The sequence below is a fragment of the Pseudoalteromonas sp. J2K-J031 genome, assembly GCF_058197095.2.
This window is the reverse complement of the sequence record NZ_CM200279.1, coordinates 2,067,214-2,093,720: the sequence shown is the minus strand read 5'-3', so window position 1 is coordinate 2,093,720 and position 26,507 is coordinate 2,067,214. Positions and strand designations below refer to the sequence as shown.

Sequence of the window (26,507 nt, the reverse complement as noted above, 5' to 3'; positions counted from 1 at the left end):
GCGCCTAATGGCTAATGCCGATCAGTTAAGAAATATTTTACTGATCGGTTGACCGATCTTCTGTAGATGTAACAATCCGATGAGCCCACATGTCATCGGATTTTTTATGGAACTGTCAGAAGCCTTAGCACGCACCTCAATTAACCGCCTTACCGAATTTTCGTCATTAGCGGATGTCCTAGACCCCGAAATTATTCAATCGTGTTTAGCCTCTAATGGTGTGGCCACATTGCGTAAACGCAAGCTGCCTATGGATGCAATGATTTGGGCCGTGATAGGTATGTCACTTTTTCGCACTGAATCAGTCCGCCTGCTCATCAACAAGCTCGATATTGTATTACCGCAGGATGTGGATTACGTCGCACGCAGTGCCGTGACACAAGCGAGAAAGAAGCTAGGCAGTGATGTGGTTCGAGATGTATTTCATCTTTCAGCACAGAAGTGGCATGAGCGAGCTGAGCATCCCCATTGGTGTGGTCTGAACTTATTTGGTGTTGATGGCGTTGTATGGCGCACGCCCGATAGTAAAGAAAACAGCGCAGCCTTTGCCCGTACAGCGAATAAAGCCAGTGAAGCAGGCTATCCTCAGGTACGAATGGTATGTCTGATGGAGCTTAGTAGCCACTTAATTCTTGATAGTGCATTGAGTAGCGTGAGTGAAAATGAGATGACACTGGCAGCACAGCTCATAGCACGTGTACCAGATAACAGCCTAACATTGTTTGATAAAGGCTTTTACTCACTAGGCTTGTTACATGATTGGCAGCATAAAGGCATCAACACACATTGGTTATTACCGCTAAAGAAGAACGTACAGTATGAGGAAATCAAACGTCTTGGCAGGCAAGATAAACTCATCCGCCTAACCACCACACCTCAAGCGAGAAAAAAGCGACCAGAGTTGCCCTTAACAATGGACGTGCGACTTATCACCAAACTAATCAAAGGAAAAGAAGTCAAAATACTCACGTCCATGGTCGACCCTATGGCATATCCATCGGCAGAAATAGTCGACCTTTATAGCCATCGCTGGGAAATAGAGATGGGCTACCGAGAAATGAAGCAACACTTGTTGGCAAGTAGGTTTACGTTAAGAAGCAACTTACCAGAGCTCATTAGACAGGAGTTATGGGGGGTGCTGTTGGCGTACAACTTAATCCGCTATAAGATGGTCCTGATGGCGAAGTCGCTCAAGAGTGTTTTCCCAAACCAACTAAGCTTTAGAGATGCCTCATCACACATCATCCATAAGCTGACTATGATGCCAATTTATGCGCCCGGTAATGTCCCCGGACAGATATTGGAAATAGAAAGAAATGCCAGTCAATTTAAGCTAGAGGGAAAACGAGAACGAAGTTACCCAAGAACACTAAAAGTATCGAAAAACCGCTACCCTGTGGCTAAAAATAAAAAAGCCGCTCACCTTAAGTGAACGGCATTAGCCTAATGGCGCTTTTTTGCTATGCAGTGTACTTTGAGATAAAAGCTAAATACAGCGAGCGGGTTTTGGTAAACCGGCTATTTTTGTTGCTTGTTTTGCAGGGCCTTTAGGGAACAATTTATAAAGATAAATACTGTTGCCTTTGTCTTCACCAAGCTTTTTTGCCATCGCCTTGACGAGCATTCGGATCGCTGGGCTGGTATTAAATTCTAAATAAAAATCTCTGACAAACATCACCACTTCCCAGTGAGGTTCTGTCAATTCAATTTGTTCAAGTTTGGCAATCTGAGGCGCTAATGCTTTAGACCAGTCATCAGAATTAAGTAAATAGCCTTCTTTATCTGTTGCGATATTTTTTTCTTCGAAAACTAACATGTTTACCACGTAATAATAGATTGATGGTTAAGGGTGAGTTCAACCCAGCCAGAAAATTCGATTAATCGCAGTGGAACAAGTTCATCTTGGTTTAATCGAGCTTGCGCATCGCTTGCTAATACGAGCATCTGCTTGCATTCAAGCGAATTAAAATACTTTGAGCTGTAACACGCGTCTTGCGTGAGTAACAAAGTATCTTCTTTGTTGACTAAAGATCTTATTTTATCTAATTCAATCGCGGTTATTGCTTGGTTAAAAATATGTAGCGTCATAATGTTACTATGTGTTCGTATTGTTTAAATAATTGATGAAGTGAAACAGAGTCAAGTATTTCCACATCAAGTAATAACTCATCTTGGTTTAGGCCAAACTCTTTCAATGACTGCTCACACACATAAAGTTGGTCAACATCATATAACTCAAGTGTTTTTAGGGTTTTAAAATAATTTTTTAAATGCGCTTGTTCAGGGTGTTGCGTGGTTTTGAGGCACAATACTGCAGCATCGCGAAAAAGCAGCGCAACATTCTGATCGATTGCAGCGAATATAAGTGCCATATCAAGCGCTTCGCGGCAATTCAAATGAGTAAACGGGCTACTTGAGTTAATTACTAATACATTTTTCATTTAAATTGCACCCACTTATCAGCTGTGGCAGCAGTCATCGCAAATTCGGCAAGTCCTGCAACCTCAAAGGGCAAACAAGTAGTTAGATTAATGCCTCTTTTTTCTGCCGCTGTGACACATAAAAGTAACGGTATGGATGACTTTGCGAGTGTTTGCCATTGTGCAGCAAATTGGTACTCATCAGTTGGGGTCATAAAATGTGGACTGGCATGCCAAACGGCATCTTGATAAAGGAATATTGCTTTAATCTCGTGACCCTGCATTAAACAGGCATTAGCAAACTGCACCAAGTTAATAACAGAATTACTGTGAGATGGGCTACTGTGTAGCGAAAGTACAAAATTGGCCAAAATTCACCTATAAAAAAGCCCCGAATAAACGAGGCTAGTTTAACAGAAATTAGCAATTAATCATTATTAGCAAAACCTAATAACTGTAAGATTGATACAAACAAATTATAGATATTCAAATAAAGCGACAACGTAGCGCGAATATAATTTGTTTCACCACCGTTGATAATACGGCTGGTATCAAACAAGATAAAGCCAGACATAATGAAAATAACCGCAGCATTGACGGCTAAAAACACGGTGCTACTACCTAAAAAGATATTCACTAGGCTAGCCACAATAACCACTAATAAACCAACCGTTAAAAAACCGCCAAGGTAAGAGAAATCTTTCTTAGTAGTCATAGCGTAGGCAGATAGGCCAAAAAAGACGAGTGCTGTTGAGCCTAGTGCTTGCATAATTAGCATCGGACCACTTGGCATTGCTGCATAATGGTTTAAAAGCGGGCCAAGGCCTGCGCCCATACAGGCTGTAAAAGCAAAAATCCAACCTATGCCTGATGCACTATCTGCTTTTTTATTGACAACAAACAATAAACCAAAGCCAATAATGCTAAACACCAACCCCATTAGATAAGGAAGCTGTAAAGCCATAGAGATGCCTGCTGTTACGGCGCTACATGCTAATGTCATGCCTAACAGTAAATAAGTGTTACGTAAAACTTTATTTGTTTCTACAACAGAATGAACCGAACGTTCATTAGAATAAGTATGATTAAACCCCATAAAAGGACTCCTTGTTTGAAACTCGTTCCCGTGGCAGTTTCATAGTGTTAGTGAACAGTGCTTAGACTAACAATACTTTTAAGCGCGAGCAATAAAAGCCGATTGTTCGTCATCTATTTGATGTAAATATTTAAAGAGAGTTCAATTTTAGTGCTTTTATTGTTGGGTAATTAATCTAATGACACGAATTTTAACCACTTAAACAAAAATTATAAAAAAATGCTTCACAAAAGCCCATCACTTCACTAATATGCACCCCGCAGCGGAGAGATGGCAGAGTGGTCGATTGCACCGGTCTTGAAAACCGGCATAGGTTTGTAGCCTATCTAGGGTTCAAATCCCTATCTCTCCGCCACTTATTAGATTTAAGTGGTTGAAAATAACGACTTAAATAAAAAATTTGCTGTAAAGCAAAGGACGGAGAGATGGCAGAGTGGTCGATTGCACCGGTCTTGAAAACCGGCATAGGTTTGTAGCCTATCTAGGGTTCAAATCCCTATCTCTCCGCCACTTAATAGAAAACAAAAAAGCCGCATTGTGAAATGCGGCTTTTTTGTTTTCTATTAATTTATAAATTACAACTTTGGTCGAGTATTCAAATTAATCATGCTCAGTCATGCTCATTATTATAAAAATAAAATGAGTTTGTTATGAAATCTTCAGTGTTAAAAAGTATCTTGTTTTCCTTATTATCTCCTTTAATTATTGGCTGTATAATCGGTATTTATTATTGCTTAAGTATTGAGAATGCAGATAGTAAATTATTTTTCACTATTCTAATGACCGCGTTATCAAATGCTCATATCGTTGGGTTAACAATGGCGGTGTGCGTTGTTCCGCTGTATTTATATCTTGCTAAGCGTCAAAAAGTGACTTATTCAAGTATTTTAACCGTTGGAATGCTCGGTGGAGCGCTTTTTTCGGCTGTTTTAAGCGCAAATATGGGGGAGATATTCTTCGTCAATACTGTGATGTCTTTATTCGCTGCGGGTTTATTTTTATATACTCTTAGGCGAACGGCCGGCCAAAAATAATGATTTAAATTCAAAATTCTAGTCAACGACCTTTAACTTGATTGAGAAATAGTCAATGCGCTTAAAAGAGCGATTAAAATTACTATTTTTTAACGTTAAAAGGTTTCATTTATTAGCCTGAAAGAGTACCTTAAGCAGCTGTATGATTTTTTAAAAGTTGTATCGTATGGATAAAAATACGTTCTATCAGTCGCTGAATCAACAAGCGCAAGGTTTGATCTCAGGCGAAACTAATGTCATTGCCAATATGGCAAACATCAGTGCGCTTTTATATATGAGCTTAGAGCAGATTAACTGGGTCGGTTTTTATTTAATGGACTCCGATTCTGAATTAGTTTTAGGTCCATTCCAAGGCAAACCTGCGTGTATTCGTATCCCTCTAGGGAAAGGTGTTTGTGGTACAGCTGCAGCCTTAGATGTGACGCAACTTGTTGCGGATGTTCATCAATTTGATGGGCATATTGCATGTGATGCCGCTTCTAATTCTGAAATAGTGATCCCTGTACATAAATCAGGTAAAGTTGTGGCGGTATTAGATATCGATAGCCCACAATTTTCCCGCTTTGATCTAGAAGACAAACAGGGGCTTGAAGCGTTGATTAAATTGTTTGAGCAACAACTTTAATGAAAGACTTATTAAACGTACAAGACTTTTTACATTCGAGTCACGATGTTGGTGATTGGGAGGGGGAAGAAGAACAGGTTGCTGAGAACTTGAATGAATTGATTCATGTTGCTTGGCAAGAAATCCCTGAAGACACCCCGTGTGAATTAATTGAAGAGATAATTTCTGGTATTTGGGATTTTCTTCGAGGTGATACTGCTATTATTGAAGCGGACTTTGAAGAATTGATCGATTGGGTTAAACAATATGTTTTCACATCACTTGATGAGAAAATGTGATTAAAGGTTTTATGATGGACACCACTAACAAGCTAAAAGATGTTACCGAAGTATTAAATTACTTATATGAGCAGTTTCCTAACTGTTTTTTTGAAAAAGATGGAATTAAACCGTTAAAAGTCGGTATTTTCAAAGACGTTGCTGAGCGTATTGAAGGCGATGAACGAGTGAGTAAAACTCAAGTTCGTCAGGCACTTCGTAAATATACTTCAAACTGGCGTTACCTTGAAGCTGTGACAAAGCATGCAGCCCGTATTGATTTAGACGGTAATGACTGTGAAAAAGTTGAGCAAGAGCATATTGATCATGCAGTTAAAGCGTTAGAAGAAAGTCGTGCTAAATTTGCACAGCGTAAAAAACAACAACGTCCAAAAACAGACGCTGACAAAAAATCTTACAAAAAGAAACCTTTTAACGCAGATACATCTGTAGCAAAAGGAACTAAAGTAGCTCCTAGTAAGACTAAAGAAGACAAACCAGCAAAACGTAATACAAAAATTGAAGCACTACCAGCTGAAAACATCAAAGTGAATGCCTTAGTAAAAGTTAAGTTAGGTCAAGCCCTAGTTAACGGTACGATTACACAGATTAATAAGGAAGAGATTCACGTGGTTTTAGCCACTGGTATGCAGGTTAAAATAAAGGCAGATAGTCTGTATTCAATCTAAGGAGATGATGTATGAGTAAAAAGTTTAAACTCATTCCTATTGCAGCCGCTTTTTTGGCATTTAATATACATGCCAAAGTAGATACATTTACGCTCGCTGATTTACCTGTTTTAAAACAAGAAAGTCAACACAGTACCGCTAGCAAAAGGGTGACAAACTTTTTTACTCGTGCGCATTATAAGCTCATTCAATTAAATGATGAGCTTTCCTCGCAAATTCTAGACCGTTATATTGAATCTATAGATTATAACCGTCGTGTATTTTTGCAATCGGATATCGACAGCTTCGAAAAGTATCGAAACAGTGTTGATAATGCATTGAGTACAGGTAAATTAGATTTTACTTTTGATATTTTTAATCTGAGTTTAAAACGTCGATTTGAACGTTATCAGTATTCGTTAGCATTACTTGAAACAGAAATGACTTTTGAACAAGCCGATGATTATCTGTTTGATCGTGAAGATTTACCTTGGCCTAAAACAACTGAGGAATTAAACGAAATTTGGCGTCAAAAAGTTAAATATGATGCCTTACGTTTAAAGTTAACGGGCAAAGATTGGTCTGAAATAAAAACAATTTTAGAAAAGCGTTATAGCTATACTCTCAAAAGGTTAATCCAAACCAATAATGAAGATGCATTTCAGATAGCGATGAATTCTTTTGCACGCAGTATTGAAGCTCATACCTCTTATTTATCTCCACGAAGAGCTGAACAGTTCAAAATGGATATGGATCTTGAATTAGAAGGCATTGGTGCAGTACTTGGCTATGATGAAGACTATACAGTTATTCGTAGTTTAGTTCCGGGAGGCCCTGCTGATAAGTCTGAAAAAATAAAAGCGAATGATCGTATCATCGGTGTGGCACAAGGCGATGATAAATTTGTAGATGTCATTGGTTGGCGCTTAGACGATGTGGTTGAATTAATTAAAGGTCCCAAAGGTACAACGGTGAAGCTACAGTACTTAAAAGGTGCTGATGCTCATGGTACGCCTGCCGTTGTTGAAATTGTGCGGGACAAAATTAGGTTAGAAGATAAAGCGGTTAAAGCCTCTGTTTTTACGCCTAAATATACAGAATTAGATACAAAAATTGGTGTGATTGATATTCCTGGCTTTTATAACAATCTTTCTGCCGATGTGAAAAAAGAAATTGCTAAACTTAAAGAAGAAAAGGTCGATGGTATTATTATCGATTTACGCCAAAACGGCGGTGGCTCTTTGTATGAAGCAACGCAGCTATCAGGTTTATTTATAGATCAAGGCCCAGTGGTTCAGATCCATACTCTTAATGGGCGAGTTGAAGAGCAAAAAGATGTTGATGGAGTAACATTTTATGATGGGCCATTAACTGTATTAGTTGATCGCTACAGTGCTTCAGCCTCTGAAATTTTTGCAGCTGCGATGCAAGACTACGGTCGTGCAATTATCGTAGGCGAACAAACTTTTGGTAAAGGAACTGTGCAACAACATCGCGGTTTAGGTCGAAACTACGATCTGTATGATAATGAGTTGGGTAGTGTGCAATACACAATCGCTAAGTTTTACCGCATAAATGGTGGTAGTACCCAGCATCAAGGTGTTATTCCTGATATTTCATTACCATCACCCATTGATCCAGCTGAGTGGGGTGAAAGCCAAGAGGATAACGCTTTACCTTGGGATCATATCGCCAATGCGAAGTACAGCTCGCTTGCTGACTTAGCACCTGCGGTCGCGTTTTTACAAAAGAAACATGATGACAGGATAAAAATTGAACCTGAATTCAATTATGTTTTTGATGATATAGAACGGTATAAAAAAGAAAAAAATCGTAAGAGTATTTCTTTAATCGAAAAACAGCGCATTACAGAACGTGATGATAATGACAAAATTGCATTACAACGTACGAATGAGCGCTTAAAACGATTAGGGCAACCAGAGATTGCTAAACTTGACGATATACCCGAAATTATCAGCGAACTCGATCCATACCTCGAGGAAACCGCTCAAATTACTTCCGATTATATAAAATATGGTCGGTATGCAAAAAAATAAAAAAAGCGCTTCGGCGCTTTTTTTATTCCCCTTTATTCTTTAAACGCTTAAGTATTAGACAGTTATCCTATAAATACTTTGTTATACTGAGCGCTTTACTTTAGCTAAATAACCTATGTCGGCAATGGCGATCACCAAACTATAAACACAATAATCGTTATTACCCGTTTAAATCAGAGAGAGGCCTTAGGTGCAAGAAATTAAACAAGCAACACTATTTGATGCACTGTTACCAGTGCTGTTTTTAATCTGTTCTTTGGGCGGTTCTGTCTATTTATTTGGCGATAGTTCATCAAGCGGACCAAACCAAATAGCATTACTTTTTTCTACAGCCATAGCTCTGTTGATTGGGTTAAAAAACGGTTTTAGCTGGGCGATTTTAGAAGAAGCCATGATTAAGGGGATCACTTTATCACTTGGTGCAATTTTAATTTTATTTATGGTGGGATCGCTAATTGGCACATGGTTGTTATCAGGAACTGTACCTACGTTAATTTATTATGGTTTGCAGGTAATTAATCCAAGTTGGTTTTATGCAGCTAGTTGTATTTTATGCGCCATTGTTGCAATGAGCATTGGGAGTTCTTGGACCACTGCCGCAACAATCGGTGTTGCTTTACTTGGTGTTGCTACCGGGCTAGGTCTTGACCAAGTGGTGACTGCGGGGGCGGTAATATCAGGCGCGTATTTTGGCGATAAGCTGAGCCCATTGTCTGAAACAACAAATTTAGCACCTGCTGTTGCAGGTTCAAACTTATTTGATCATATTCATCATATGCTTTGGACCACAGTACCGAGTTTTTTCATTGCTGTTATCATTTTTGTTGTGATGGGGTTTAATGCTGCTGATGTTGCTGAAGCCTCTCGTATCACTGAAATAAATGAAATATTAGAGCGTCACTTTAATATTGGTTTAGTTATGTTAGTGCCTCTTTTAACGTTATTAGTACTAGCGCTTAAGAAAATGCCAGCTTTTCCTGCTGTTGCAATTGGGGCTGTGCTTGGCGCTGTTTGGGCGCTTATTTTTCAGCACGATTTAATTGCAACGCAAATTGCATCAACGGATAGCTATTTAGTGGGAGCAACTAAGCTGGTTTGGACTGCTTTTTTTGATGGTTTTTCTATTAAAACGGGCGACGATAGTATGGATAGCCTGTTAAGTGGTGGCGGTATGGCCGGTATGTTAAATACCACTTGGCTTATTATGATTGCGCTTTTGTTTGGATCAGTCATGGAAAAAGTGGGCTTACTTGAAGTATTTGTAAGAAGTATTCTAAAAGTGGCTAAAAGTACAGGTTCATTAATTACAGCGACAATCGCCACCTGTATTGGTACGAATATGATTGCAGCAGATCAATATATGGCAATTGTTATGCCTGGGCGTATGTTTAAAAAAGAATATGAAAAACGTGGACTTGATAACGTGAATTTATCTCGCACGTTGGAAGATGGAGGTACAATCACTAGCCCCTTAATCCCATGGAATACGTGTGGTGCATACATGCAAGGCGTGCTTGCAATTAGTCCACTCGATTACGCGTTTTATGCTTTTTTCAATCTGATTAATCCTGTACTTGCAATTATTTATGCTTATTTAGGGATCAAGATTTTAAAAATCACACCTAAGCACCTTTCTAACTAGTATTTTGGGGAGCCAACAGGCTCCTAAGTAGGATTTTATGTCTGTATCACCCCAAGCAAAGTATCTTAAAGATTATCAAGCCGTAGATTTTACCATTGAGGATATTAATTTAACCTTTGAGCTAGAACCTACCCATACAAGAGTGACGGCAATATCGAAAGTGAAACGGCTAAATTGTGCCGCTCATGATTTTATTCTTGATGGTGTTGAGCTAAATCTCATTAGTATTGAAGTTGATAATCAACCATTTACGCGCTTTACTCAGCAAAAAGAGCTACTAATTATTCATCATGATGCTGATGAATACGAACTTAAAGTAGTAACTCAAATAAACCCACTGAAAAACACCTCTTTAGAAGGATTATATTTATCGGGCGGGGCATATTGCACACAATGTGAAGCTGAAGGGTTTAGAAAGATCACCTTTTTTCCTGATCGACCCGATGTCCTTGCAACCTATGAAGTCAAAATTATTGCCGATACGGCAGTGCCATATTTACTCTCAAATGGTAATAAAGTGGCGTATGGAAAACTCGAAAATGGCAAGCACTTTGTGGTTTGGCAAGATCCTTATAAAAAACCATGTTATCTCTTTGCCCTTGTAGCTGGCCAATTTGACGTATTAACTGATTCATATGTCACCTCAAGTGGTCGCGAAGTTAAATTAGAATTGTTTGTTGATGTCGGCAATTTAAATAAGTCGTCACATGCAATGGCATCATTAATTAAAGCGATGAAGTGGGATGAGGAGGTTTACGGTTTAGAGTATGATCTTGATATTTATATGATTGTTGCTGTCGATTTTTTCAATATGGGTGCGATGGAAAATAAAGGACTTAATATTTTCAACAGCAAATGCGTATTGGCAAACCAAGAAACAGCAACTGATAAAGATTATCATATGATTGAGTCGATTATTGGTCATGAATACTTCCATAATTGGACGGGTAATCGTGTAACTTGCCGCGATTGGTTTCAATTATCGCTTAAGGAAGGCTTAACAGTATTTAGAGATCAAGAGTTTAGCTCCGACCTAGGCTCTCGCGGAATAAACCGCATTGCAGCGGTCAAAGTGATGCGCACTCATCAATTTGCAGAAGACAGTGGCCCAATGTCTCACCCAATACGTCCAGAAAAAGTGATAGAAATGAATAATTTCTATACTGTGACTGTGTACGATAAAGGCGCAGAAGTGATCCGAATGATCCACACTTTAATCGGCAAAGATAACTTTAGAAAAGGCATGGACCTTTATTTTGCTCGCCATGATGGTCAAGCCGTAACGTGTGATGATTTTGTCAGTGCAATGAGTGATGCAAGTCAAGTCAATCTTGAACAGTTTAAGCGCTGGTATAGTCAATCGGGTACACCCAATCTTCAGGTGCAAGAGCATTTCGATTGTGCGAAACAGACTTATAGCCTTACTGTAAAACAAAATCATCCTCTTACCGCTGATGGGCAAGAAAAACAAAACCTTCATATTCCATTTGCAATCGAGTTATTAAATGACGAAGGCAAGTTATTTGATTTACAGCTCAAAGGGAAATCTTTACCTAGCGTGTTAAGTGTCACTGATTCAAGTCAAACATTTACATTTGATGCAATTACAAGTGCGCCAACTCCTGTATTACTTGTCGACTTTTCAGCGCCTTGTACACTTGAGTTTGAATATACTGATCTACAACTTATCAATATTGTACGCCATGCCAGTAGTGATTTCTCTCGCTGGGATGCATTGCAAAGTTTATTCATTAAGCATATTAAACGTGCTATTGGGTTGGATGATGCCAGCGATGCAAGTTTGCCTGAAGAAATATTAGATTTATTGCAGTGGGTACTTGAACACCCGACATTAGATAAACAATTAATATCGGAACTGATGAAGTTACCTAGCTTTGATACTATAGCGTCTCAATTTAACGTTATTCCCGTTGATCAGATAATTGCTGTACAAAGTGTATTTGAGCACCAAATCGCATCAAATTTAAGCCCTTATTTTACTACGTTATACCAACAACAGAATGATGGTGGACAACTAAGTGCTGCTGCAGTTGGACAACGTGCGTTTAAGGCAATGTGTATTTATTATCTAGCCAAAGTACCATCAAACGAGGTTGATAAATTTTTAACCGCACAATGTAATTCTTCTAATATGACTGATGTCTTAGCTGCATTAACTGCCGCTGTTTTAGCAAATCATACACTTGCGGCACCTTTGCTTGCTCAATTTGAAGCAAAATGGCAACACGATGGGTTGGTTATGGATAAATGGCTTGCATTAAATGCGATGCTAAATTCTCCAACTGTTGCTGAAAATATTAAACATCTTTATCAGCACCCTCATTTTGATATTGCAAATCCGAATCGTGTGCGCGCGTTAGTTAGTAGCTTTGCACAATTTAATAGCCAGTATTTTCATGCGATTGATGGCTCGGGTTACCAACTTTTAGCCGATTTATTGATTAAACTCAATGGTATTAATCCTCAAAATGCATCTCGGATGATCACCCCATTTATGGGATGGAGAAAATTAGATTTAACCAGACAAAATTTGATAAAAAAACAGTTAGAGAGTTTGCAGCAGCTTGAAAATTTAAGCCCTGATCTGTTTGAAAAAGTCACTAACGCATTGAAATAGCTATCATGTTTGAATTTTTTTTTACAATTAATTTAAGTTATGAAAAGTGCCTAGGTTACTACCATGGCACAATAAAACAAATTCAAGTGACCTCCGATGAGGGAAAGAAAATAAGGTTACCTGCAGAGAGATTTCGCCCTTTTATCACTTCAATTGGGATCCGAGGCAGATATAGACTAAGGTTAACCGAAACCTATCAATTTATTAGCTTAGAAAAGATAGGTTGAAGACACAAAAATCAGAAAAAGCGACAAAAAGTTATGTTTTTGTTAAAAGAGTTTTGTGTTATGCGCTTTTCAAGTGTATAAATTAGCTGGTAGGATGTCAGACCAATGTTAATAATGCATCTTGAAGAACGATAAAAAAATAATTTGTATCTTGAAACCTTGGAAATTAACTGTAATGATTTCTTTTGTTACAAGCACATTAAAAACAATAACTTGATCACTAAGTGACCCGTTACAAGGGGGAGATAAAATGATAAAAAGACCTCTTTTTGTCAAAAATAAGCTAGCATTGGGAATTACCGCTGCCTGTCTGGCTTTTTCTAGCCAACACCTTTCAGCCGCTAGTTTTCAACTCGGTGAATTTGACGTAACTTTTGATTCTACATTTTCGTATGGCGCAAGCATGCGAGTAGAAGAAAGGGATTTTGCGCAAATTGGTAAAAGTAACCATCCTCGTTTTGACTGGACTGGTTATAACGCAGCATATAACACTATTTACTCTTCATCGGATGTGTGGGCGCAGCCTGGCAGTTATTCCAATAATGGTGATGCGGGTAATCTAAACTTTAATAAAGGTGATACTTTTTCACAATTGTTAAAGGGCACTCACGAGCTTAATATCAGAAAAGATAACTACGGCTTTTTTACTCGCTTTATGTATTTTTATGATTTAGAGCTGATGGATGGCAATCGCGCTTATTCTAATCCTACCTCGGGTAACCAAGTTGATCCTTGTGCTGATAAACAAGCTAAAGAACAAGTATGTTCTGATTTACGTTTGCTTGATGCATTCGCCTATGCAGACTTTGATTTAAATGATGGCCAAAATCCATTATCTATTCGTATCGGTCAGCAAGTTGTTAACTGGGGGGAAAGTTCGCTAATTTCTCATGGTATCAATGTTAACCCCGTTGATATTGACCGTTTAAAAGCACCTGGTGCTGAATTAAAAGAAGCGTTTATACCTGTTGGTGTTGTTTGGGCGTCTTTGGGTTTAACGCAAAACCTTACTTTAGAGGCGTATTATCAATATGAGTGGAATGAAACACGATTACCAGTAACAGGTACCTACTTTTCGACCAATGATTTTGCATCTGTAAATGGGTATCAAAGTAATGTTCAATTGGGCTTTACTTCGAACCCTGACATTGATCTAGAGCACCTGACAGGTAATTTGAATACCTTATACGCCCAATGGGGTGCAGCGCTTCAAGCTCAGGGTATTGAACCGCAAAGTGCTGCAGCACAAAAGCTACTTGCCAATATGTATCTTGCATACCCAACTAAGGTTGCTTTAAAAGGTAAGGGTGATGCCGGTATTAAAGAACCAAGTGACTCTGGTCAATTTGGTGTTAAGTTAGGTTGGTTCTCACCTGAATTAAATGATACTGAATTTGCACTTTATTATATTAATTACCACAGCAGTCGTCCGGTTATTTCAGGTCAAGCGTCAGATTTTACTCAAGCATCTTTGGGTAAAGATTTAGCAATGATTGCAACAACGACCATTACTGAAGATAACGTCACTCAACTTGGTGCGTTTACTAAAGCAATTTTAGAATACCCTGAAGATATCAAGTTATTTGGTTTAAGTTTTAATACCAATGTTGGCAATACGGCTTTTGCTGGTGAGTTTGCTTATCGTCAAGACGAACCACTGCAAATAGATGACGTTGAATTATTATACGCAGGTATGGCAGAGCAGCTTGCAGTTGCTGGTCTTCGTCCTGAGTTTGCACAGATTTCTCAAATTGAAACTGTTGCGCCAGGTTCAATAGCTAAAGGCTTTGTCACGTCAGATACTATGCAGCTTCAATTTACGGCAACGCATTTATTTGGCCCTTCATTAGGTGCTGATAGCTGGGCATTATTAGGTGAAATTGGTGGTGTGACTATCAATGATATGCCTGCGTATGATGAAATGCGTTTAAATGTCGCGGGCACTGGTCGTTCAGGCACTATGATGGGTATTCCTGGTCAAGATTATACGTTGTTACACCAAGCGGTTTCTAATGGTGTTGAAACGAATCCGTTCCCATCTGCATCTGCTTGGGGCTATCGTTTAGTTGCAAAAGGCGATTATAACAATGTGTTTTCTGGCGTTAACTTTTCACCACGCTTAGTTTTTTCACATGATGTCAATGGTATTACACCAGACCCTATGTACTTATTTGTTGAAGATCGTAAGTCATTAGGTATTAATATGAACTTCAACTATCAAAATGCATGGTCAGTTGACTTTAGCTACAACAGTTTCTGGGGTGGTGGTCAAACAAATAATTTTGCTGATCGTGATTATGTTTCTTTTAATATCAAATATTCTATCTAAGGGTATATATATGATTAAAAAACCTACCCTAATCGCCATGGCTTTGTGTGGCTTATTTGTGTCTAATGCATCAATGGCAAAACTTACGGCAGAAGAAGTTGCGCGTTTGGGTGCTGATTTAACGCCTCTTGGTGCAGAAAAAGCGGGCAATGCCGACGGTTCAATTCCTTCTTGGGAGGGTGGCATTACAAAAACGCCTGAGAATTATACTGTCGGTATGCATCATCCAGACCCGTTTAAAGATGATGCTGTGCAGTTTACAATTGACAAAGGTAATTTGGATAAGTACAAATCATTTTTGTCTCCAGGCCAAATAGCAATGTTTGAGGCATATCCTGAAACATTTAAAATGAACGTCTATCAAACTCGCCGTAGCGCCTCATATCCGCAATTTATTTACGATGCAACAAAGCAGTATTCTGCTAATGCTGAGTTGATAGAGGAAGGTAATGGAATTAAAAATACAGCGATCGGTATTCCTTTCCCAATTCCTAAAACTGGCCTTGAAGTGATTTGGAACCATATCTTGCGTTACCGTGGTTTGTCGATCCAACGCTATGGTGGTCAGGCTGCACCAACAGCATCTGGCGATTACAATATGGTTGGGTTTGATGAGCAATTGTTAGTGAAATACTCTGAACCAACAGCAACGCCAGAATCACTGCAAGCTTCTAATATATTGTTTAAGTTCAAACAAGCAGTTACAGAGCCAGCACGTTTAGCGGGTACTGCTTTGTTAGTCCATGAAACAATGGATCAAATTTTGACACCTCGTCAAGCTTGGACGTACAACACGGGGCAGCGTCGTGTTCGTCGTGCGCCTAACGTTGCCTATGACGCACCAGGTACAGCATCAGATAGCTTGCGCACAACAGATGACTTTGACATGTTTAATGGTTCACCAAACCGTTACACGTGGGAGTTAAAAGGCAAACAAGAAATGTATATTCCTTACAACAGCTATAAGCTGCACAGTAATGAACTCAAATATGCAGATATCTTGAAACCAGGTCATATTAACCCTGAGTTTGTCCGTTACGAAAAACATCGTGTTTGGGTTGTTGAAGCAAACCTAAAAGATAGTACCCGTCATATCTATAAAAAACGTGTGTTCTTTATTGATGAAGATAGTTGGCAAATCCACGTCGCTGACTTGTACGATAACCGAGATCAACTTTATCGTGTAGCAATGGCGCATGGTGTTAACTATTATGAAGTACCGACACACTGGAGTACTTTAGATGTTTACTATGACTTGAATTCACGTCGTTATTTAGCCATTGGCTTGGATAATGAGGAAAAAATGTACGATTTTTCTCAATCATTCAACGATAATGAATTTACATCCAACGCCCTTCGTAGAGAAGGTCTTAGATAAACTCTACGGCCCATTACGGGCCGTTTTTTTTGGTCAAATATATATGAAGCTTTTACTTAAGATTGTTTTATTGTGTTGCTCAATTAGCGTCTTTGCCAATGATCTTTCTCCAAAAGCCGCTGTAATGTCATTAAGAGCGGATAAAACCTTACTGACTGATGTAGTTAAAACCAGTGCTGGCTTAGTTGCCGTAGGTAAGCATGGTGTTATTTTAACAAGCTCAGATGGAGTCAATTGGCTGCAAGCCCAAGTTCCAGTGCAAACTTTATTAACATCGGTTTTTTTTATTGATGAAAACAATGGATGGGTGACAGGGCACGATGCAACGATCCTTGCGACACAAGACGCTGGTGTGACTTGGAAAATACAGCATCGTCAACCAGAGCTTGATAAACCTCTATTAGACATATTATTTAAAGACAAAAATAATGGTGTTGCCATTGGTGCTTATGGTTTGTTTTATCGTACTGTCGATGGTGGTTCAAACTGGCAGTCAGAATTTCAAACAACACTGTTGTTCGATGAAGATAAAGCGTTTTTAGCTGAGTTAAAAGAGACAGATCCAGATGGTTACTTTAACGAAACTCAGGCTATTTTGCCGCACCTTAACCAAGCCATCTATTCACAAGGGCGTCTGATTATGGTTGGTGAGCAAGGTTTATTAGCTATCAGTGATGATTTTGGTGCTCATTGGGATCGTTTAGATGAAATATATCCAGGCTCATTTTTTGATATTCAAGTGCTTTCTCAGGGTGATTGGTTAGTCGCAGGCTTACGTGGAAATATCTTTGTCTCTAAAGACCAAGGTGAGACATGGGAAGAAGTTGAAAATTCCAGTCATGCCACAATAAATAAAATAGTAGTAACACCAGAGGGCGCTATTTTACTGGCCAATAGTGGTGTGATTGCTACTTATAACAACCAAGATTTAATAGTAAAGCAATTACACGATGCAAAAGCATTAGTTTCGGGTGCTTTGTTTAGCAATAAATTGGTTTTAGCAAGCGAAGTCGGTATTAAAGTCGAGGAGTTGAAGTAGAAATGGAAAGGTTGTTAACTCGTATCGAGTCTTTGGTGTTTCGCCATCGTTTGGCTGTGATTTTATTGTTTATTATTGCAAGTTGTTATTTGATTTTTCAAGCAAGCCAAATAAAGTTAGATGCATCATTTAATAAAAATATCCCACTAAATCATGACTATATGAAAGTGTACTTAAAGCATGAAAAGCAATTTGGTGGTGCAAATAGCGTGCTTATTTCAGTGTGTGATGCGCGTGGGGATATTTTTAATCCAGAATTTTTTGCGCAACTAAAATCTGTTCATGATCAGCTTTATTTTATCCCAGGTGTAAATAGACCTCTCGTGCAATCTATTTTTTCGCCAAGTGCTCGATTTGTTGAAGTCGTCGAAGACGGTTTTGCCGGTGGGCCTATCATTCCTGCAAACTTTGTCCCTGATGAAACCGGTCTTGCTAAAGTCAAAGAAAATATTGAAAAAGCAAATATTGTCGGGCGAATGATCGCAAGTGATTATTCGTGTGCCATGGTGACAACTCAATTGATGGAGGTTGATCCGAGTACTCAAGAGCCTCTAGATACACTTGCACTTGCAAAAAAATTAGAGACCGAGATTCGAGATAGTTTTACAACTGACAACGTTTCTATCCATATCATCGGATTTGCTAAAATGGCAGGTGACATCGCCGATGGCGCCAAAGGTGTAGTATTGTTTTTTTTGATAGCTATCGCATTTACATTCGTGATGGTGTGGTTATTTTGTAAAAGCCTAACACTTACTATTTTACCTGTTGTTTGTTCCCTCATCGCAGTTTTTTGGCAGTTAGGTTTATTGTCTCAACTTGGATTTGGTTTAGATCCAATGTCAATATTGGTGCCTTTCTTGGTGTTTGCTATTGGTGTGAGCCATGGTGTACAGATGATCAATGCAATTGGGAAAAAAGTATCTGAAGGTTATAGTAGTAAATTAGCTGCAGAGGCTAGTTTTCGTACTTTACTAATCCCTGGTGGGATCGCTTTATTATCCGATACCGTTGGTTTTTTGACCTTATTATCTATCGATATAGGAATTATTCGCGAGCTTGCTATTACGGCAAGTTTGGGGGTCGGCGTAATTATTTTTACTAACCTTGTCTTGTTACCGGTATTGGCTTCTTATATTTCTGAGAAAAAAATAGCGTCGCAACAAAGTTCTTCAACTCAATTTGATGTTTTTCGCGAAATTCTAGTCAAAGCAACAGACAAAAAAGTTGCACGCTATATTTTAGCTTTTACTGTGATTTTATTTGGTCTTGGCATGTGGCAAGCACAAAAAATGCAGATCGGTGATTTGCATGCAGGCGCACCATCATTGCATCAAGATGCCCGTTATAACCAAGATACATTTTTAATTACAGACCGTTACACAATCACAGTTGATATATTAAAAGTGTTAGTAGAAACCTCTCCTGAAGCGTGTACTTATTATGATACGATGGATCGCATCGATCGTTTTCAGTGGCGTATGGAAAATGTAGCCGGTGTGCAGTCTATTGTATCGCTCAGTTCTGTAGCACAGGCCGTCAATGCAGGTTATAACGAAGGTAATTTAAAGTGGCAAACATTGCCTCGAAATACATCTTCACTGGTCCAAGCAACGTCACGCGTTGAAACAAGTTCAGGGTTACTCGACGGTAACTGCAGTGTGATGCCATTGATAATCTTTATGGAAGATCATAAAGCTGAAACAATTGAGCGTGTTATTGATGCCGTTAAACGTTACTCATTAGAAGAACAAACTGATGAGTTGCAGTTTAAACTTGCATCAGGCCCCGTTGGCGTGATGGCTGCAACCAATGAATCTGTAGCTGCAGCACAACTACCTATGATGTTATATGTCTACGGTGCTGTTATTGTCCTGTGTTTAATCAGCTTTCGCTCTGTAAAGGCAACAATTGCTGTGGTATTGCCTTTGTATGTTGTGTCTACACTAGCGCAAGCGTTAATGGTGCATTTAGAGATCGGCTTAACGGTTTCTACACTCCCTGTAATCGCCTTAGGTGTCGGTATTGGTGTAGATTATGGTATTTATATTTTATCATCAATGAGCCAACAACTTCGTAGTGGAATGTCTTTAACTGAAGCGTATCGTAATGCCTTGGTTGAGCGTGGCAGTGCCGTGTTATTTACAGGAATTACGCTTGCGGTAGGTGTCAGTACGTGGGTTTTTTCAGATCTTAAGTTCCAAGTAGATATGGGAATTTTATTGACGTTTATGTTCTTAGTGAACATGTTAGCGGCAATTCTAATTTTACCTGCGATTGGAACGTTGTTATGGCCTGAAAATAAAAAAAATAGTGAATAATTGTGTTAATAAATGGCCATAATAGGCCATTTATATCTATATTTTGTGAATAGTTGGCCAACGATTTGAAATTTTAAGTCATTGGCCGAAAAAAACTATTTATATCAGTCGCAAAAGAGTTAGAATTCGCGGTGACTCCACGCTAATTTTATGGCTGTACAATAGCTACCGTTCACAGGTGGTATAGATAAGGAACACATAATGACACGAAACGAAGGTCACACCTCAGTACTGTTGGATAATGTATGTAAATTAATCCAAAAAAAAGTGCATGCTCCAAATGTGTCGCTCGTTGAAAATTTCGCCAAAACCTTGTACAGCAACATGTCGAAAGAGGATTTGGCAAGACGTAACGACAGTGATTTATATGGTGCAGCATTGAGTTTATGGAACTCTCTAGAGAGACATACATCAGATGACGTACTGATCCGCGTTTTTAACCCAGAACTTGCACAAAACGGTTGGCAATCTTCTCACACAATCGTTGAAATAATCGCAAAAGACATGCCTTTCTTAGTTGATTCAGTCAGAATGGCACTGATCCGCGCAAACATTGCTTCTCATCTTCTACTACATTGTCCACTTAAAATTAAACGCAACACAGATAACACCATTTCTAGTATTACGTCTTTAAAAAGTGAACAAGATTCAAGTTCAACTAAAACGGTTTTCTTTATTGAGATTGACCGTCAAACAGATAAAAAAGCGATAGCTGCTATCTCTGCAGAGCTTGAGTCTGTTTTACTTGATGTATCAGTTGCAGTTGAAGATTGGCAAGCAATTAAAGCGAAGCTAATTGAAGTAACAAACGATATCCCTAATCGCAAAGGCAAAAACAGCGAAGTTGAAATTCAAGAAACTGTTGAGTTTTTAGATTGGTTAGCCCGAGATAACTTTACTTTAATGGGTTACCGCCAGTATGACTTATTACCTGTTCAAGGTGACTATCAATTAAAAGGTGTTACCGGTTCAAGTTTAGGTATGATGAAAAACTCGGTGGAAGAAAGAATCCGCTTGTTATCTGATTTACCAGAAGTTGCGCGTAAAGAAGCTCACAGTGATAATTTACTTATCCTCACCAAAACAAATTCAATTTCTCGCGTTCATCGTCCTGCATACATTGACTATATCGGTGTTAAGCGCTTTGATAAACAAGGGAATGTTGTTGGTGAAGATCGCTTTATAGGTTTATTTTCATCAAACTTTTATAACAATAGCGCTTCAGATGTTCCTGTATTAAAAAGTAAAATCAATCGCATTTTAGAGTTATCTGATTTTGCTAAAGGAACCCATGCTTACAAAGCTGTACTTAATATTTTAGAAACATACCCACGTGACGAGTTATTACAAGCGAAAGAAAGTGAGCTGCTTGATGTTGCGACAGGGGTGTTACAAGTACAAGAGCGCGATATGTGTCGTTTATTTGTTCGTAAAGACGTATATGGCCGTTTCTTATCTTGTATGGTTTACGTACCGCGTGAACGTTATAACACGGCACTGCGTCGTGATACTCAAGAGATTTTGGGCCGTGCATTCCAAACATCACAAAAAGTTGAGTTTACTACTTTTTTCTCTGAATCTATTTTAGCCCGTACTCATTACACAGTGAGACTGGACGACAACAATATCGAATATAATGTGAAAGACATCGAACGTAATTTAATTGAAGCTGCCCGTACGTGGGAAGATAAACTTGGTTCTGCACTAATTGAAGTAGCAGGCGAAGCGCGCGGTAATGATTTAATCCGTAAATATGCCAATGCATTCTCAAGTTCTTATAAAGAGCAAGTATTACCAAGCGCAGCAGTGGTTGATATCGAGAAGTTAGAGTCGCTTAACGATGATAATAAATTAGAAATGCTTTTTTATCGTCCACAGGAAGAATCAGATGCGAATATGGTACGTTTAAGTCTTTTCCATAAAGATGTGCCAATTCATTTATCTGATGTAATGCCAATGCTCGAAAACTTCGGTTTACGTGTAATTGGTGAAACACCTTATGCGGTTAAAACCAGTGATGGCCAAGTCAATTGGGTCATGGATTTCAGCATGTTGTTAACTAAAAATGTCTCTGACTTTGATAAAAGCTCAGTGCGTTTTCAAAAAGCATTAACAAATGTTTGGCATAATCGTTTAGAGAATGACGGTTTCAATCGCTTGGTTTTAGCCGGTGGTTTAACAGGTCGTGAAGCATCTATTATGCGTGCGTACGCTAAATACATGCGTCAAATTGGTGTGACTTTCTCGCAAAACTACATTGAGAGCACTTTTGAGCATTATCCAGATATTGCTATTCAACTAGTGAAGCTGTTTAACAAAAAATTCTCACCAAAAACTAAATTCTCTGAAAAAGCCTGTGAAAAGCTGACTTCAGAAATTTATTTAGCATTAGACAAAGTAGCTAACCTTGATGATGACCGTATTATTCGTTCATATGTTGATTTAATCACAGCAACAATTCGTACCAACTACTATCAAGTTGATGCTGAAGGCAACCCAAAATCATATATCTCGTTTAAAGTTAAGCCTAATTTAATTCCTGATATGCCACTTCCATTACCAGCGTTTGAGATTTTTGTTTATTCTCCACGTGTTGAAGGTGTGCATTTACGTGGTGGTAAAGTTGCTCGTGGTGGTTTACGTTGGTCTGACCGTCGTGAAGACTTCCGTACTGAAGTACTTGGCTTAGTTAAAGCACAGCAAGTTAAAAATACGGTTATTGTTCCTGTAGGCTCAAAAGGCGGTTTTGTTTGTAAACAAGCACCAAGCCCAAGCGATCGTGATGCATTCTTAAAAGAAGGTCAGGAATGTTACCGTATCTTTATCCGTGGTTTATTAGATATCACCGATAACATTTTAGGCGGTGAAATTGTGCCTCCATTAAATGTTGTTCGTCACGATGAAGATGATCCTTATTTAGTTGTTGCTGCCGATAAAGGTACTGCAACGTTTTCTGATATTGCCAATAGTATTTCTGATGAGTATCGTTTCTGGCTAGGCGATGCATTCGCATCAGGTGGTTCTGTAGGTTACGACCATAAGAAAATGGCTATTACTGCTAAAGGTGGTTGGGAATCGGTTAAACGTCATTTCAGAGAAGTGGGTATTGATTGTCAAACAACTGACTTTACCTGTGTGGGTATAGGCGACATGGCGGGTGATGTATTTGGTAATGGTATGTTGTTATCGAAACACATTCGTTTGCAAGTTGCATTTAACCACATGCATATCTTTATTGATCCAAATCCAAATTCAGCAACGTCTTGGGTTGAGCGTGAGCGTTTGTTTAAATTACCACGTTCTACTTGGGATGATTATAACAAAGACTTGATTTCAGAAGGTGGCGGTATTTTCTTACGCTCAGCGAAATCAATTACGTTAACACCTGAAATGAAAAAAATGCTTGGCACTAAAAAAGTAGCCATGTCACCAAGCGAATTAATCAAAACGGTATTAATGATGCCAGTTGATTTAATTTGGAATGGTGGTATCGGAACTTATGTTAAAGCGAAGCATGAAAACGACGTCGGTGATCGCGCTAATGATGCTTTACGTGTTAACGGTTCTGATATCAACGCTAAAATTTTTGGTGAAGGTGGTAATCTAGGTTGTACACAATTAGGTCGTATTGAATTTGCTGCCAAAGGCGGTCGTATTAATACAGACTTCATTGATAACGTAGGTGGCGTTGCGTGTTCAGATAATGAAGTAAATATCAAAATATTGTTAAATAGTTTAGTTGCTCAAGGCGACATGACGCGTAAACAACGTGATGAATTGCTTTATTCAATGACAGATGAAGTATCGCGTTTAGTACTTCGTGATTGTTATCGTCAAACTCATACTATTTCGGTAACACAATTAAAAGGCACTTCAACCTTAAAAGAGCAAATCCGTTTCATTCATGCTCTTGAAAAAGAAGGCAAGCTTGATCGTGTTATTGAGTTTTTACCATCTGATGAAGAATTAGCAGATCGTTTAGCAGCAGGCAAAGGATTAACACGTCCAGAGCTCTCTGTGCTAGTTTCTTACGCTAAAATGGTATTAAAAGAATGGTTAGTAACACCAGAAATTACCGATAATCCATATTATCGTCAATTATTGGTTAATGCATTCCCAGTACCATTGCGTGAAAAATTCAATGCGGCAATGGATAATCATCCATTGCGCTCTGAAATCATTGCGACAAAACTTGCCAACAATATCATCAACGATATGGGTCTTAACTTTGTCATTCGTATGATGGAAGAAACGGGTAGTTCAGCTGCAGAAGTCGTGACATGTTATTCAATGGCAAGCGGTGTATTTGAAATGTCAAAAACATGGCAGGAAATTGAAGCGCTTGATAATGTCATTCCTGCTATTGTACAAACCGAAATGCTGTATCAACTACGCCGTACGGTTCGTCGTGCAACGCGTTGGTTCTTACGTCATCGTAATAAAGCACTGACGATTGAGCATAAACTTGAGTTTTATGGCCCAGCATTTAAGGATTTAAGTGAAAACTTAATGAATTACATGTCAGCTGAAGAGTCTGTAAAACTACAAGATGAAGCAAAAGCACTTGAAATCGAAGGTGTACCTGCAGCATTGGCGAAACGTATTGCACAGTTATCAAGCTTATTCTCAGTGATGGATTTAGCACAAGTAGCAAAAAGTTCTGAGCGCTCAATAGCTGTTGTTGCCGATACCTACTTCAAATTAGGTGCGCGCATGGGATTACATTGGTTCTTAGATCAAATCACGATTCAACCAGTGGCAAATCATTGGCAGGCGTTAGCACGTGCTTCTTACCGTGAAGAGCTTGATTGGCAACAACGTTCGTTAGCTGCAGTTGTATTAAATAGCTGTAGTAAAGATGTATGTGATGTTGACAGTCTAATCGATAGCTGGATGGCTGGACACGAAAGCTTATTAAGCAGATGGCAACAGATGCTGGCTGAGTTTAAAACAACTAAAGTACATGATTTTGCGAAGTTCTCAGTCGCATTACGTGAATTAATGTTGTTGAGTCACAACTGTGACACTTCCAAATAATTAAAAACCCTATAAAATACCCCAGTCTGACTGGGGTTTTTTTTATTCAAAAGAAGGGGTTTACATGTTTTATGATTTAGCACGCCGTTTTATGTTTTCTTGTGATGCCGAGTGGTCTCATAATTTTGCGCTTAATAATTTAAAACGTTTTGCTCATACACCTCTTAATCATCTTTGGACGCAAGAATTAGCGCCAAAGCCAGTTCAGTTTCTTGGTCTGGAATTCAAAAATCCAGTCGGTCTTGCTGCAGGTTTAGATAAAAATGCTGAATGCATTGATGCATTTTCTCAAATGGGATTTGGTTTTATTGAAGTCGGCACTGTGACACCAAAGCCACAGTTAGGAAATGATAAACCACGTATTTTTCGTTTGCCTGAATCTGAAGCAATTATTAATCGCATGGGTTTTAACAACCGCGGTGTTGATTACTTAATCGAGAATGTAAAAGCTGCACGTTATAAAGGGATCTTAGGGATCAATATTGGCAAAAATAAAGATACGCCAAATGAGAAGGGTAAAGATGACTATATCCATTGTATGCGAAAAGTATTTGCCCATGCATCTTACATCACTGTTAATATTTCTTCGCCAAATACGCCTGGTTTAAGAGACTTGCAGTACGGTGAAGCACTTGATGATTTACTATCAAGTTTGAAAAATGAACAGCTTAATTTATCTGCTCATCATAATAAACATGTGCCTATGCTAGTTAAAATAGCACCGGATCTTGATGCGATTCAAATTGGTCAAGTTGCTGATTCACTAGTAAAAAACCATATTGATGGCGTTATAGCAACCAATACAACTCTTGAGCGCGGCGCCGTGATTGGACAACGTTATGCTGATGAAATGGGCGGATTATCTGGTCGTCCTGTTCGTGAAAAATCGACTCATGTAGTATCTGAACTTAAGCGTTTAACGGGTGATAAATTGCCTATTATTGGAGTTGGCGGCATTGATAGTGCAGAATCGGCAAAAGAAAAGCTCGATGCGGGCGCTTCTTTAATTCAAGTTTATACTGGTTTTATTTATCAAGGACCACCGATGATCAAATCGATCATTAATTCGTTATAAGGATCAGTAATTTAAAATCTCGATCCTTCTTAAATTATTCTAAAAAAATATTTTATATCTTGCGTTAAGCCCTTATAATCCCTAAGTCTCGTTTATCTTAGGGTTATAAAATGTTACAGGCGTCAGCAAAATGGAATTGGTATGCTTGTCACACTAATAAGTGCTTAATGCTTGATTTAGGCGATGAAATGGAGTTTTGCACTGCGTTTAAACTTCGCTTATTAACAGATGATGTACTACTTAACCCCCATTTCAACCTCAGAGACGCTGAGTTTTATCAGCAAGTTTCTACGTACCTTACCTCATTTGAACTTTGGAATGGTGCCCAAATTTGCCAAATTGCTATCAATGCAACGGCTGCTAAGTTTTATCTCAAACCTGTTTTAACAAAAAGTTGGTTTTTTAAAAGTTACAGTGGCAGTGTACCAAGTACTGAAGCCATTATTTTATTACATTCTAAAGCCGCAACAGGTCAGTTTTTAATTGTTGATCATAATGAACAAGCATCATTATGCTTGAACCTTGAAGATAATTTTCAATTAGACGAGAATTTATCACTGCAACAATTTGAAGTTATTCGTGTTTTAAATGATCGTATTTATCCGCTAGATGTTAGAAATTCTGTAAAAAAACGCGCTTAGAGATGCACTAATATTATTGTTGT

At 38.7% G+C, this 26,507-nt stretch carries 21 protein-coding genes and 2 tRNA genes; 18 read left to right on the top strand and 5 right to left on the bottom strand.

Annotated elements, in window-relative coordinates; all coding sequences use genetic code 11:
• The first annotated feature begins 106 nt into the window (after positions 1 to 106).
• Positions 107 to 1,432, top strand: coding sequence for an IS4 family transposase (locus AC3KZC_RS09450; protein ID WP_518525921.1), 1,326 nt, complete (start codon positions 107 to 109; stop codon positions 1,430 to 1,432).
• Positions 1,433 to 1,486: 54 nt separating this feature from the next.
• On the opposite strand, the gene AC3KZC_RS09445 is transcribed toward AC3KZC_RS09450, so the two are convergent.
• Genes AC3KZC_RS09445 through AC3KZC_RS09425 form a run of 5 tightly spaced genes read right to left on the bottom strand, consistent with a single transcriptional unit; the run spans position 1,487 to position 3,516 of the window.
• Positions 1,487 to 1,816, bottom strand: a complete 330-nt coding sequence (locus tag AC3KZC_RS09445; protein ID WP_490580106.1) for a TusE/DsrC/DsvC family sulfur relay protein — start codon at positions 1,814 to 1,816, stop codon at positions 1,487 to 1,489.
• 2 nt (positions 1,817 to 1,818) lie between these two features.
• Positions 1,819 to 2,088 (bottom strand): DsrH/TusB family sulfur metabolism protein, encoded by a 270-nt coding sequence (locus AC3KZC_RS09440; protein WP_490580105.1) that lies wholly within the window; start codon positions 2,086 to 2,088, stop codon positions 1,819 to 1,821.
• The gene (gene tusC / locus AC3KZC_RS09435) at positions 2,085 to 2,441 is read right to left on the bottom strand and encodes a sulfurtransferase complex subunit TusC (protein WP_490580104.1); all 357 of its coding nucleotides are present in this window, start codon (positions 2,439 to 2,441) and stop codon (positions 2,085 to 2,087) included. Before tusC ends, AC3KZC_RS09440 begins: the two co-directional genes overlap by 4 nt.
• On the bottom strand, positions 2,438 to 2,791 hold the full coding sequence (tusD, locus tag AC3KZC_RS09430) for a sulfurtransferase complex subunit TusD (RefSeq protein ID WP_490580103.1): 354 nt from the start codon (positions 2,789 to 2,791) through the stop codon (positions 2,438 to 2,440). The genes tusC and tusD overlap by 4 nt, the downstream gene beginning before the upstream one ends.
• A gap of 56 nt (positions 2,792 to 2,847) precedes the next feature.
• Positions 2,848 to 3,516, bottom strand: coding sequence for a Bax inhibitor-1/YccA family protein (locus AC3KZC_RS09425; RefSeq protein ID WP_490580102.1), 669 nt, complete (start codon positions 3,514 to 3,516; stop codon positions 2,848 to 2,850).
• Positions 3,517 to 3,780: 264 nt separating this feature from the next.
• Here AC3KZC_RS09425 and AC3KZC_RS09420 point away from each other — a divergent pair.
• From AC3KZC_RS09420 to AC3KZC_RS09340, 17 genes are all read left to right on the top strand, one after another.
• Positions 3,781 to 3,871 (top strand) — tRNA-Ser (locus AC3KZC_RS09420).
• 64 nt (positions 3,872 to 3,935) lie between these two features.
• A tRNA-Ser gene (locus tag AC3KZC_RS09415) sits at positions 3,936 to 4,026 on the top strand.
• 140 nt (positions 4,027 to 4,166) lie between these two features.
• Positions 4,167 to 4,550 (top strand): hypothetical protein, encoded by a 384-nt coding sequence (locus AC3KZC_RS09410; RefSeq protein WP_490580101.1) that lies wholly within the window; start codon positions 4,167 to 4,169, stop codon positions 4,548 to 4,550.
• Between the two features lie 166 nt (positions 4,551 to 4,716).
• Positions 4,717 to 5,175: a free L-methionine (R)-S-oxide reductase MsrC gene (gene msrC / locus AC3KZC_RS09405; protein WP_490580100.1), complete on the top strand. Its 459-nt coding sequence runs from the start codon at positions 4,717 to 4,719 to the stop codon at positions 5,173 to 5,175.
• Entirely contained in the window at positions 5,175 to 5,453 is a 279-nt protein-coding gene (locus tag AC3KZC_RS09400) for a hypothetical protein (RefSeq protein ID WP_490580099.1), read from the top strand. Before msrC ends, AC3KZC_RS09400 begins: the two co-directional genes overlap by 1 nt.
• Before the next feature lie 14 nt (positions 5,454 to 5,467).
• Positions 5,468 to 6,121 carry an RNA chaperone ProQ gene (gene proQ / locus AC3KZC_RS09395; protein WP_490580108.1) on the top strand — a complete coding sequence of 218 codons (654 nt, stop codon included), beginning with the start codon at positions 5,468 to 5,470 and terminating at the stop codon, positions 6,119 to 6,121.
• An 11-nt stretch (positions 6,122 to 6,132) separates the two neighbouring features.
• Positions 6,133 to 8,157: a carboxy terminal-processing peptidase gene (prc, locus tag AC3KZC_RS09390; RefSeq protein WP_490580098.1), complete on the top strand. Its 2,025-nt coding sequence runs from the start codon at positions 6,133 to 6,135 to the stop codon at positions 8,155 to 8,157.
• Between the two features lie 190 nt (positions 8,158 to 8,347).
• A complete protein-coding gene (gene nhaC, locus AC3KZC_RS09385; RefSeq protein ID WP_490580097.1) occupies positions 8,348 to 9,799 on the top strand; it encodes a Na+/H+ antiporter NhaC in 1,452 nt (483 codons plus the stop codon).
• 37 nt (positions 9,800 to 9,836) lie between these two features.
• On the top strand, positions 9,837 to 12,437 hold the full coding sequence (pepN, locus tag AC3KZC_RS09380) for an aminopeptidase N (RefSeq protein ID WP_490580096.1): 2,601 nt from the start codon (positions 9,837 to 9,839) through the stop codon (positions 12,435 to 12,437).
• 5 nt (positions 12,438 to 12,442) lie between these two features.
• Positions 12,443 to 12,664, top strand: coding sequence for a DUF2835 domain-containing protein (locus AC3KZC_RS09375; RefSeq protein WP_490580095.1), 222 nt, complete (start codon positions 12,443 to 12,445; stop codon positions 12,662 to 12,664).
• Positions 12,665 to 12,914: 250 nt separating this feature from the next.
• Positions 12,915 to 14,993 carry a DUF1302 domain-containing protein gene (locus tag AC3KZC_RS09370; RefSeq protein ID WP_490580094.1) on the top strand — a complete coding sequence of 693 codons (2,079 nt, stop codon included), beginning with the start codon at positions 12,915 to 12,917 and terminating at the stop codon, positions 14,991 to 14,993.
• A 10-nt stretch (positions 14,994 to 15,003) separates the two neighbouring features.
• Positions 15,004 to 16,371 carry a DUF1329 domain-containing protein gene (locus AC3KZC_RS09365; RefSeq protein WP_490580093.1) on the top strand — a complete coding sequence of 456 codons (1,368 nt, stop codon included), beginning with the start codon at positions 15,004 to 15,006 and terminating at the stop codon, positions 16,369 to 16,371.
• Positions 16,372 to 16,414: 43 nt separating this feature from the next.
• The gene (locus AC3KZC_RS09360) at positions 16,415 to 17,410 is read left to right on the top strand and encodes a WD40/YVTN/BNR-like repeat-containing protein (protein ID WP_490580092.1); all 996 of its coding nucleotides are present in this window, start codon (positions 16,415 to 16,417) and stop codon (positions 17,408 to 17,410) included.
• 2 nt (positions 17,411 to 17,412) lie between these two features.
• Positions 17,413 to 19,731, top strand: coding sequence for an efflux RND transporter permease subunit (locus AC3KZC_RS09355; RefSeq protein WP_490580091.1), 2,319 nt, complete (start codon positions 17,413 to 17,415; stop codon positions 19,729 to 19,731).
• 201 nt (positions 19,732 to 19,932) lie between these two features.
• A complete protein-coding gene (locus AC3KZC_RS09350; RefSeq protein ID WP_490580090.1) occupies positions 19,933 to 24,768 on the top strand; it encodes an NAD-glutamate dehydrogenase in 4,836 nt (1,611 codons plus the stop codon).
• A gap of 64 nt (positions 24,769 to 24,832) precedes the next feature.
• Positions 24,833 to 25,843: a quinone-dependent dihydroorotate dehydrogenase gene (gene pyrD / locus AC3KZC_RS09345; protein WP_490580089.1), complete on the top strand. Its 1,011-nt coding sequence runs from the start codon at positions 24,833 to 24,835 to the stop codon at positions 25,841 to 25,843.
• Positions 25,844 to 25,953: 110 nt separating this feature from the next.
• Positions 25,954 to 26,484 carry a cell division protein ZapC domain-containing protein gene (locus AC3KZC_RS09340; RefSeq protein ID WP_490580088.1) on the top strand — a complete coding sequence of 177 codons (531 nt, stop codon included), beginning with the start codon at positions 25,954 to 25,956 and terminating at the stop codon, positions 26,482 to 26,484.
• The last annotated feature ends 23 nt before the right edge of the window (positions 26,485 to 26,507 follow it).

What these genes read in the sequence shown, in the direction of transcription:
- AC3KZC_RS09450 (WP_518525921.1), top strand. Translation starts at nt 107, where the DNA reads ATGGAACTGTCAGAAGCCTTAGCACGCACCTCAATTAACCGCCTTACC.
- AC3KZC_RS09445 (WP_490580106.1), bottom strand. Translation starts at nt 1,816, where the DNA reads ATGTTAGTTTTCGAAGAAAAAAATATCGCAACAGATAAAGAAGGCTAT.
- AC3KZC_RS09440 (WP_490580105.1), bottom strand. Translation starts at nt 2,088, where the DNA reads ATGACGCTACATATTTTTAACCAAGCAATAACCGCGATTGAATTAGAT.
- tusC (WP_490580104.1), bottom strand. Translation starts at nt 2,441, where the DNA reads ATGAAAAATGTATTAGTAATTAACTCAAGTAGCCCGTTTACTCATTTG.
- AC3KZC_RS09425 (WP_490580102.1), bottom strand. Translation starts at nt 3,516, where the DNA reads ATGGGGTTTAATCATACTTATTCTAATGAACGTTCGGTTCATTCTGTT.
- AC3KZC_RS09410 (WP_490580101.1), top strand. Translation starts at nt 4,167, where the DNA reads ATGAAATCTTCAGTGTTAAAAAGTATCTTGTTTTCCTTATTATCTCCT.
- msrC (WP_490580100.1), top strand. Translation starts at nt 4,717, where the DNA reads ATGGATAAAAATACGTTCTATCAGTCGCTGAATCAACAAGCGCAAGGT.
- AC3KZC_RS09400 (WP_490580099.1), top strand. Translation starts at nt 5,175, where the DNA reads ATGAAAGACTTATTAAACGTACAAGACTTTTTACATTCGAGTCACGAT.
- proQ (WP_490580108.1), top strand. Translation starts at nt 5,468, where the DNA reads ATGGACACCACTAACAAGCTAAAAGATGTTACCGAAGTATTAAATTAC.
- prc (WP_490580098.1), top strand. Translation starts at nt 6,133, where the DNA reads ATGAGTAAAAAGTTTAAACTCATTCCTATTGCAGCCGCTTTTTTGGCA.
- pepN (WP_490580096.1), top strand. Translation starts at nt 9,837, where the DNA reads ATGTCTGTATCACCCCAAGCAAAGTATCTTAAAGATTATCAAGCCGTA.
- AC3KZC_RS09375 (WP_490580095.1), top strand. Translation starts at nt 12,443, where the DNA reads ATGTTTGAATTTTTTTTTACAATTAATTTAAGTTATGAAAAGTGCCTA.
- AC3KZC_RS09370 (WP_490580094.1), top strand. Translation starts at nt 12,915, where the DNA reads ATGATAAAAAGACCTCTTTTTGTCAAAAATAAGCTAGCATTGGGAATT.
- AC3KZC_RS09365 (WP_490580093.1), top strand. Translation starts at nt 15,004, where the DNA reads ATGATTAAAAAACCTACCCTAATCGCCATGGCTTTGTGTGGCTTATTT.
- AC3KZC_RS09360 (WP_490580092.1), top strand. Translation starts at nt 16,415, where the DNA reads ATGAAGCTTTTACTTAAGATTGTTTTATTGTGTTGCTCAATTAGCGTC.
- AC3KZC_RS09355 (WP_490580091.1), top strand. Translation starts at nt 17,413, where the DNA reads ATGGAAAGGTTGTTAACTCGTATCGAGTCTTTGGTGTTTCGCCATCGT.
- AC3KZC_RS09350 (WP_490580090.1), top strand. Translation starts at nt 19,933, where the DNA reads ATGACACGAAACGAAGGTCACACCTCAGTACTGTTGGATAATGTATGT.
- pyrD (WP_490580089.1), top strand. Translation starts at nt 24,833, where the DNA reads ATGTTTTATGATTTAGCACGCCGTTTTATGTTTTCTTGTGATGCCGAG.
- AC3KZC_RS09340 (WP_490580088.1), top strand. Translation starts at nt 25,954, where the DNA reads ATGTTACAGGCGTCAGCAAAATGGAATTGGTATGCTTGTCACACTAAT.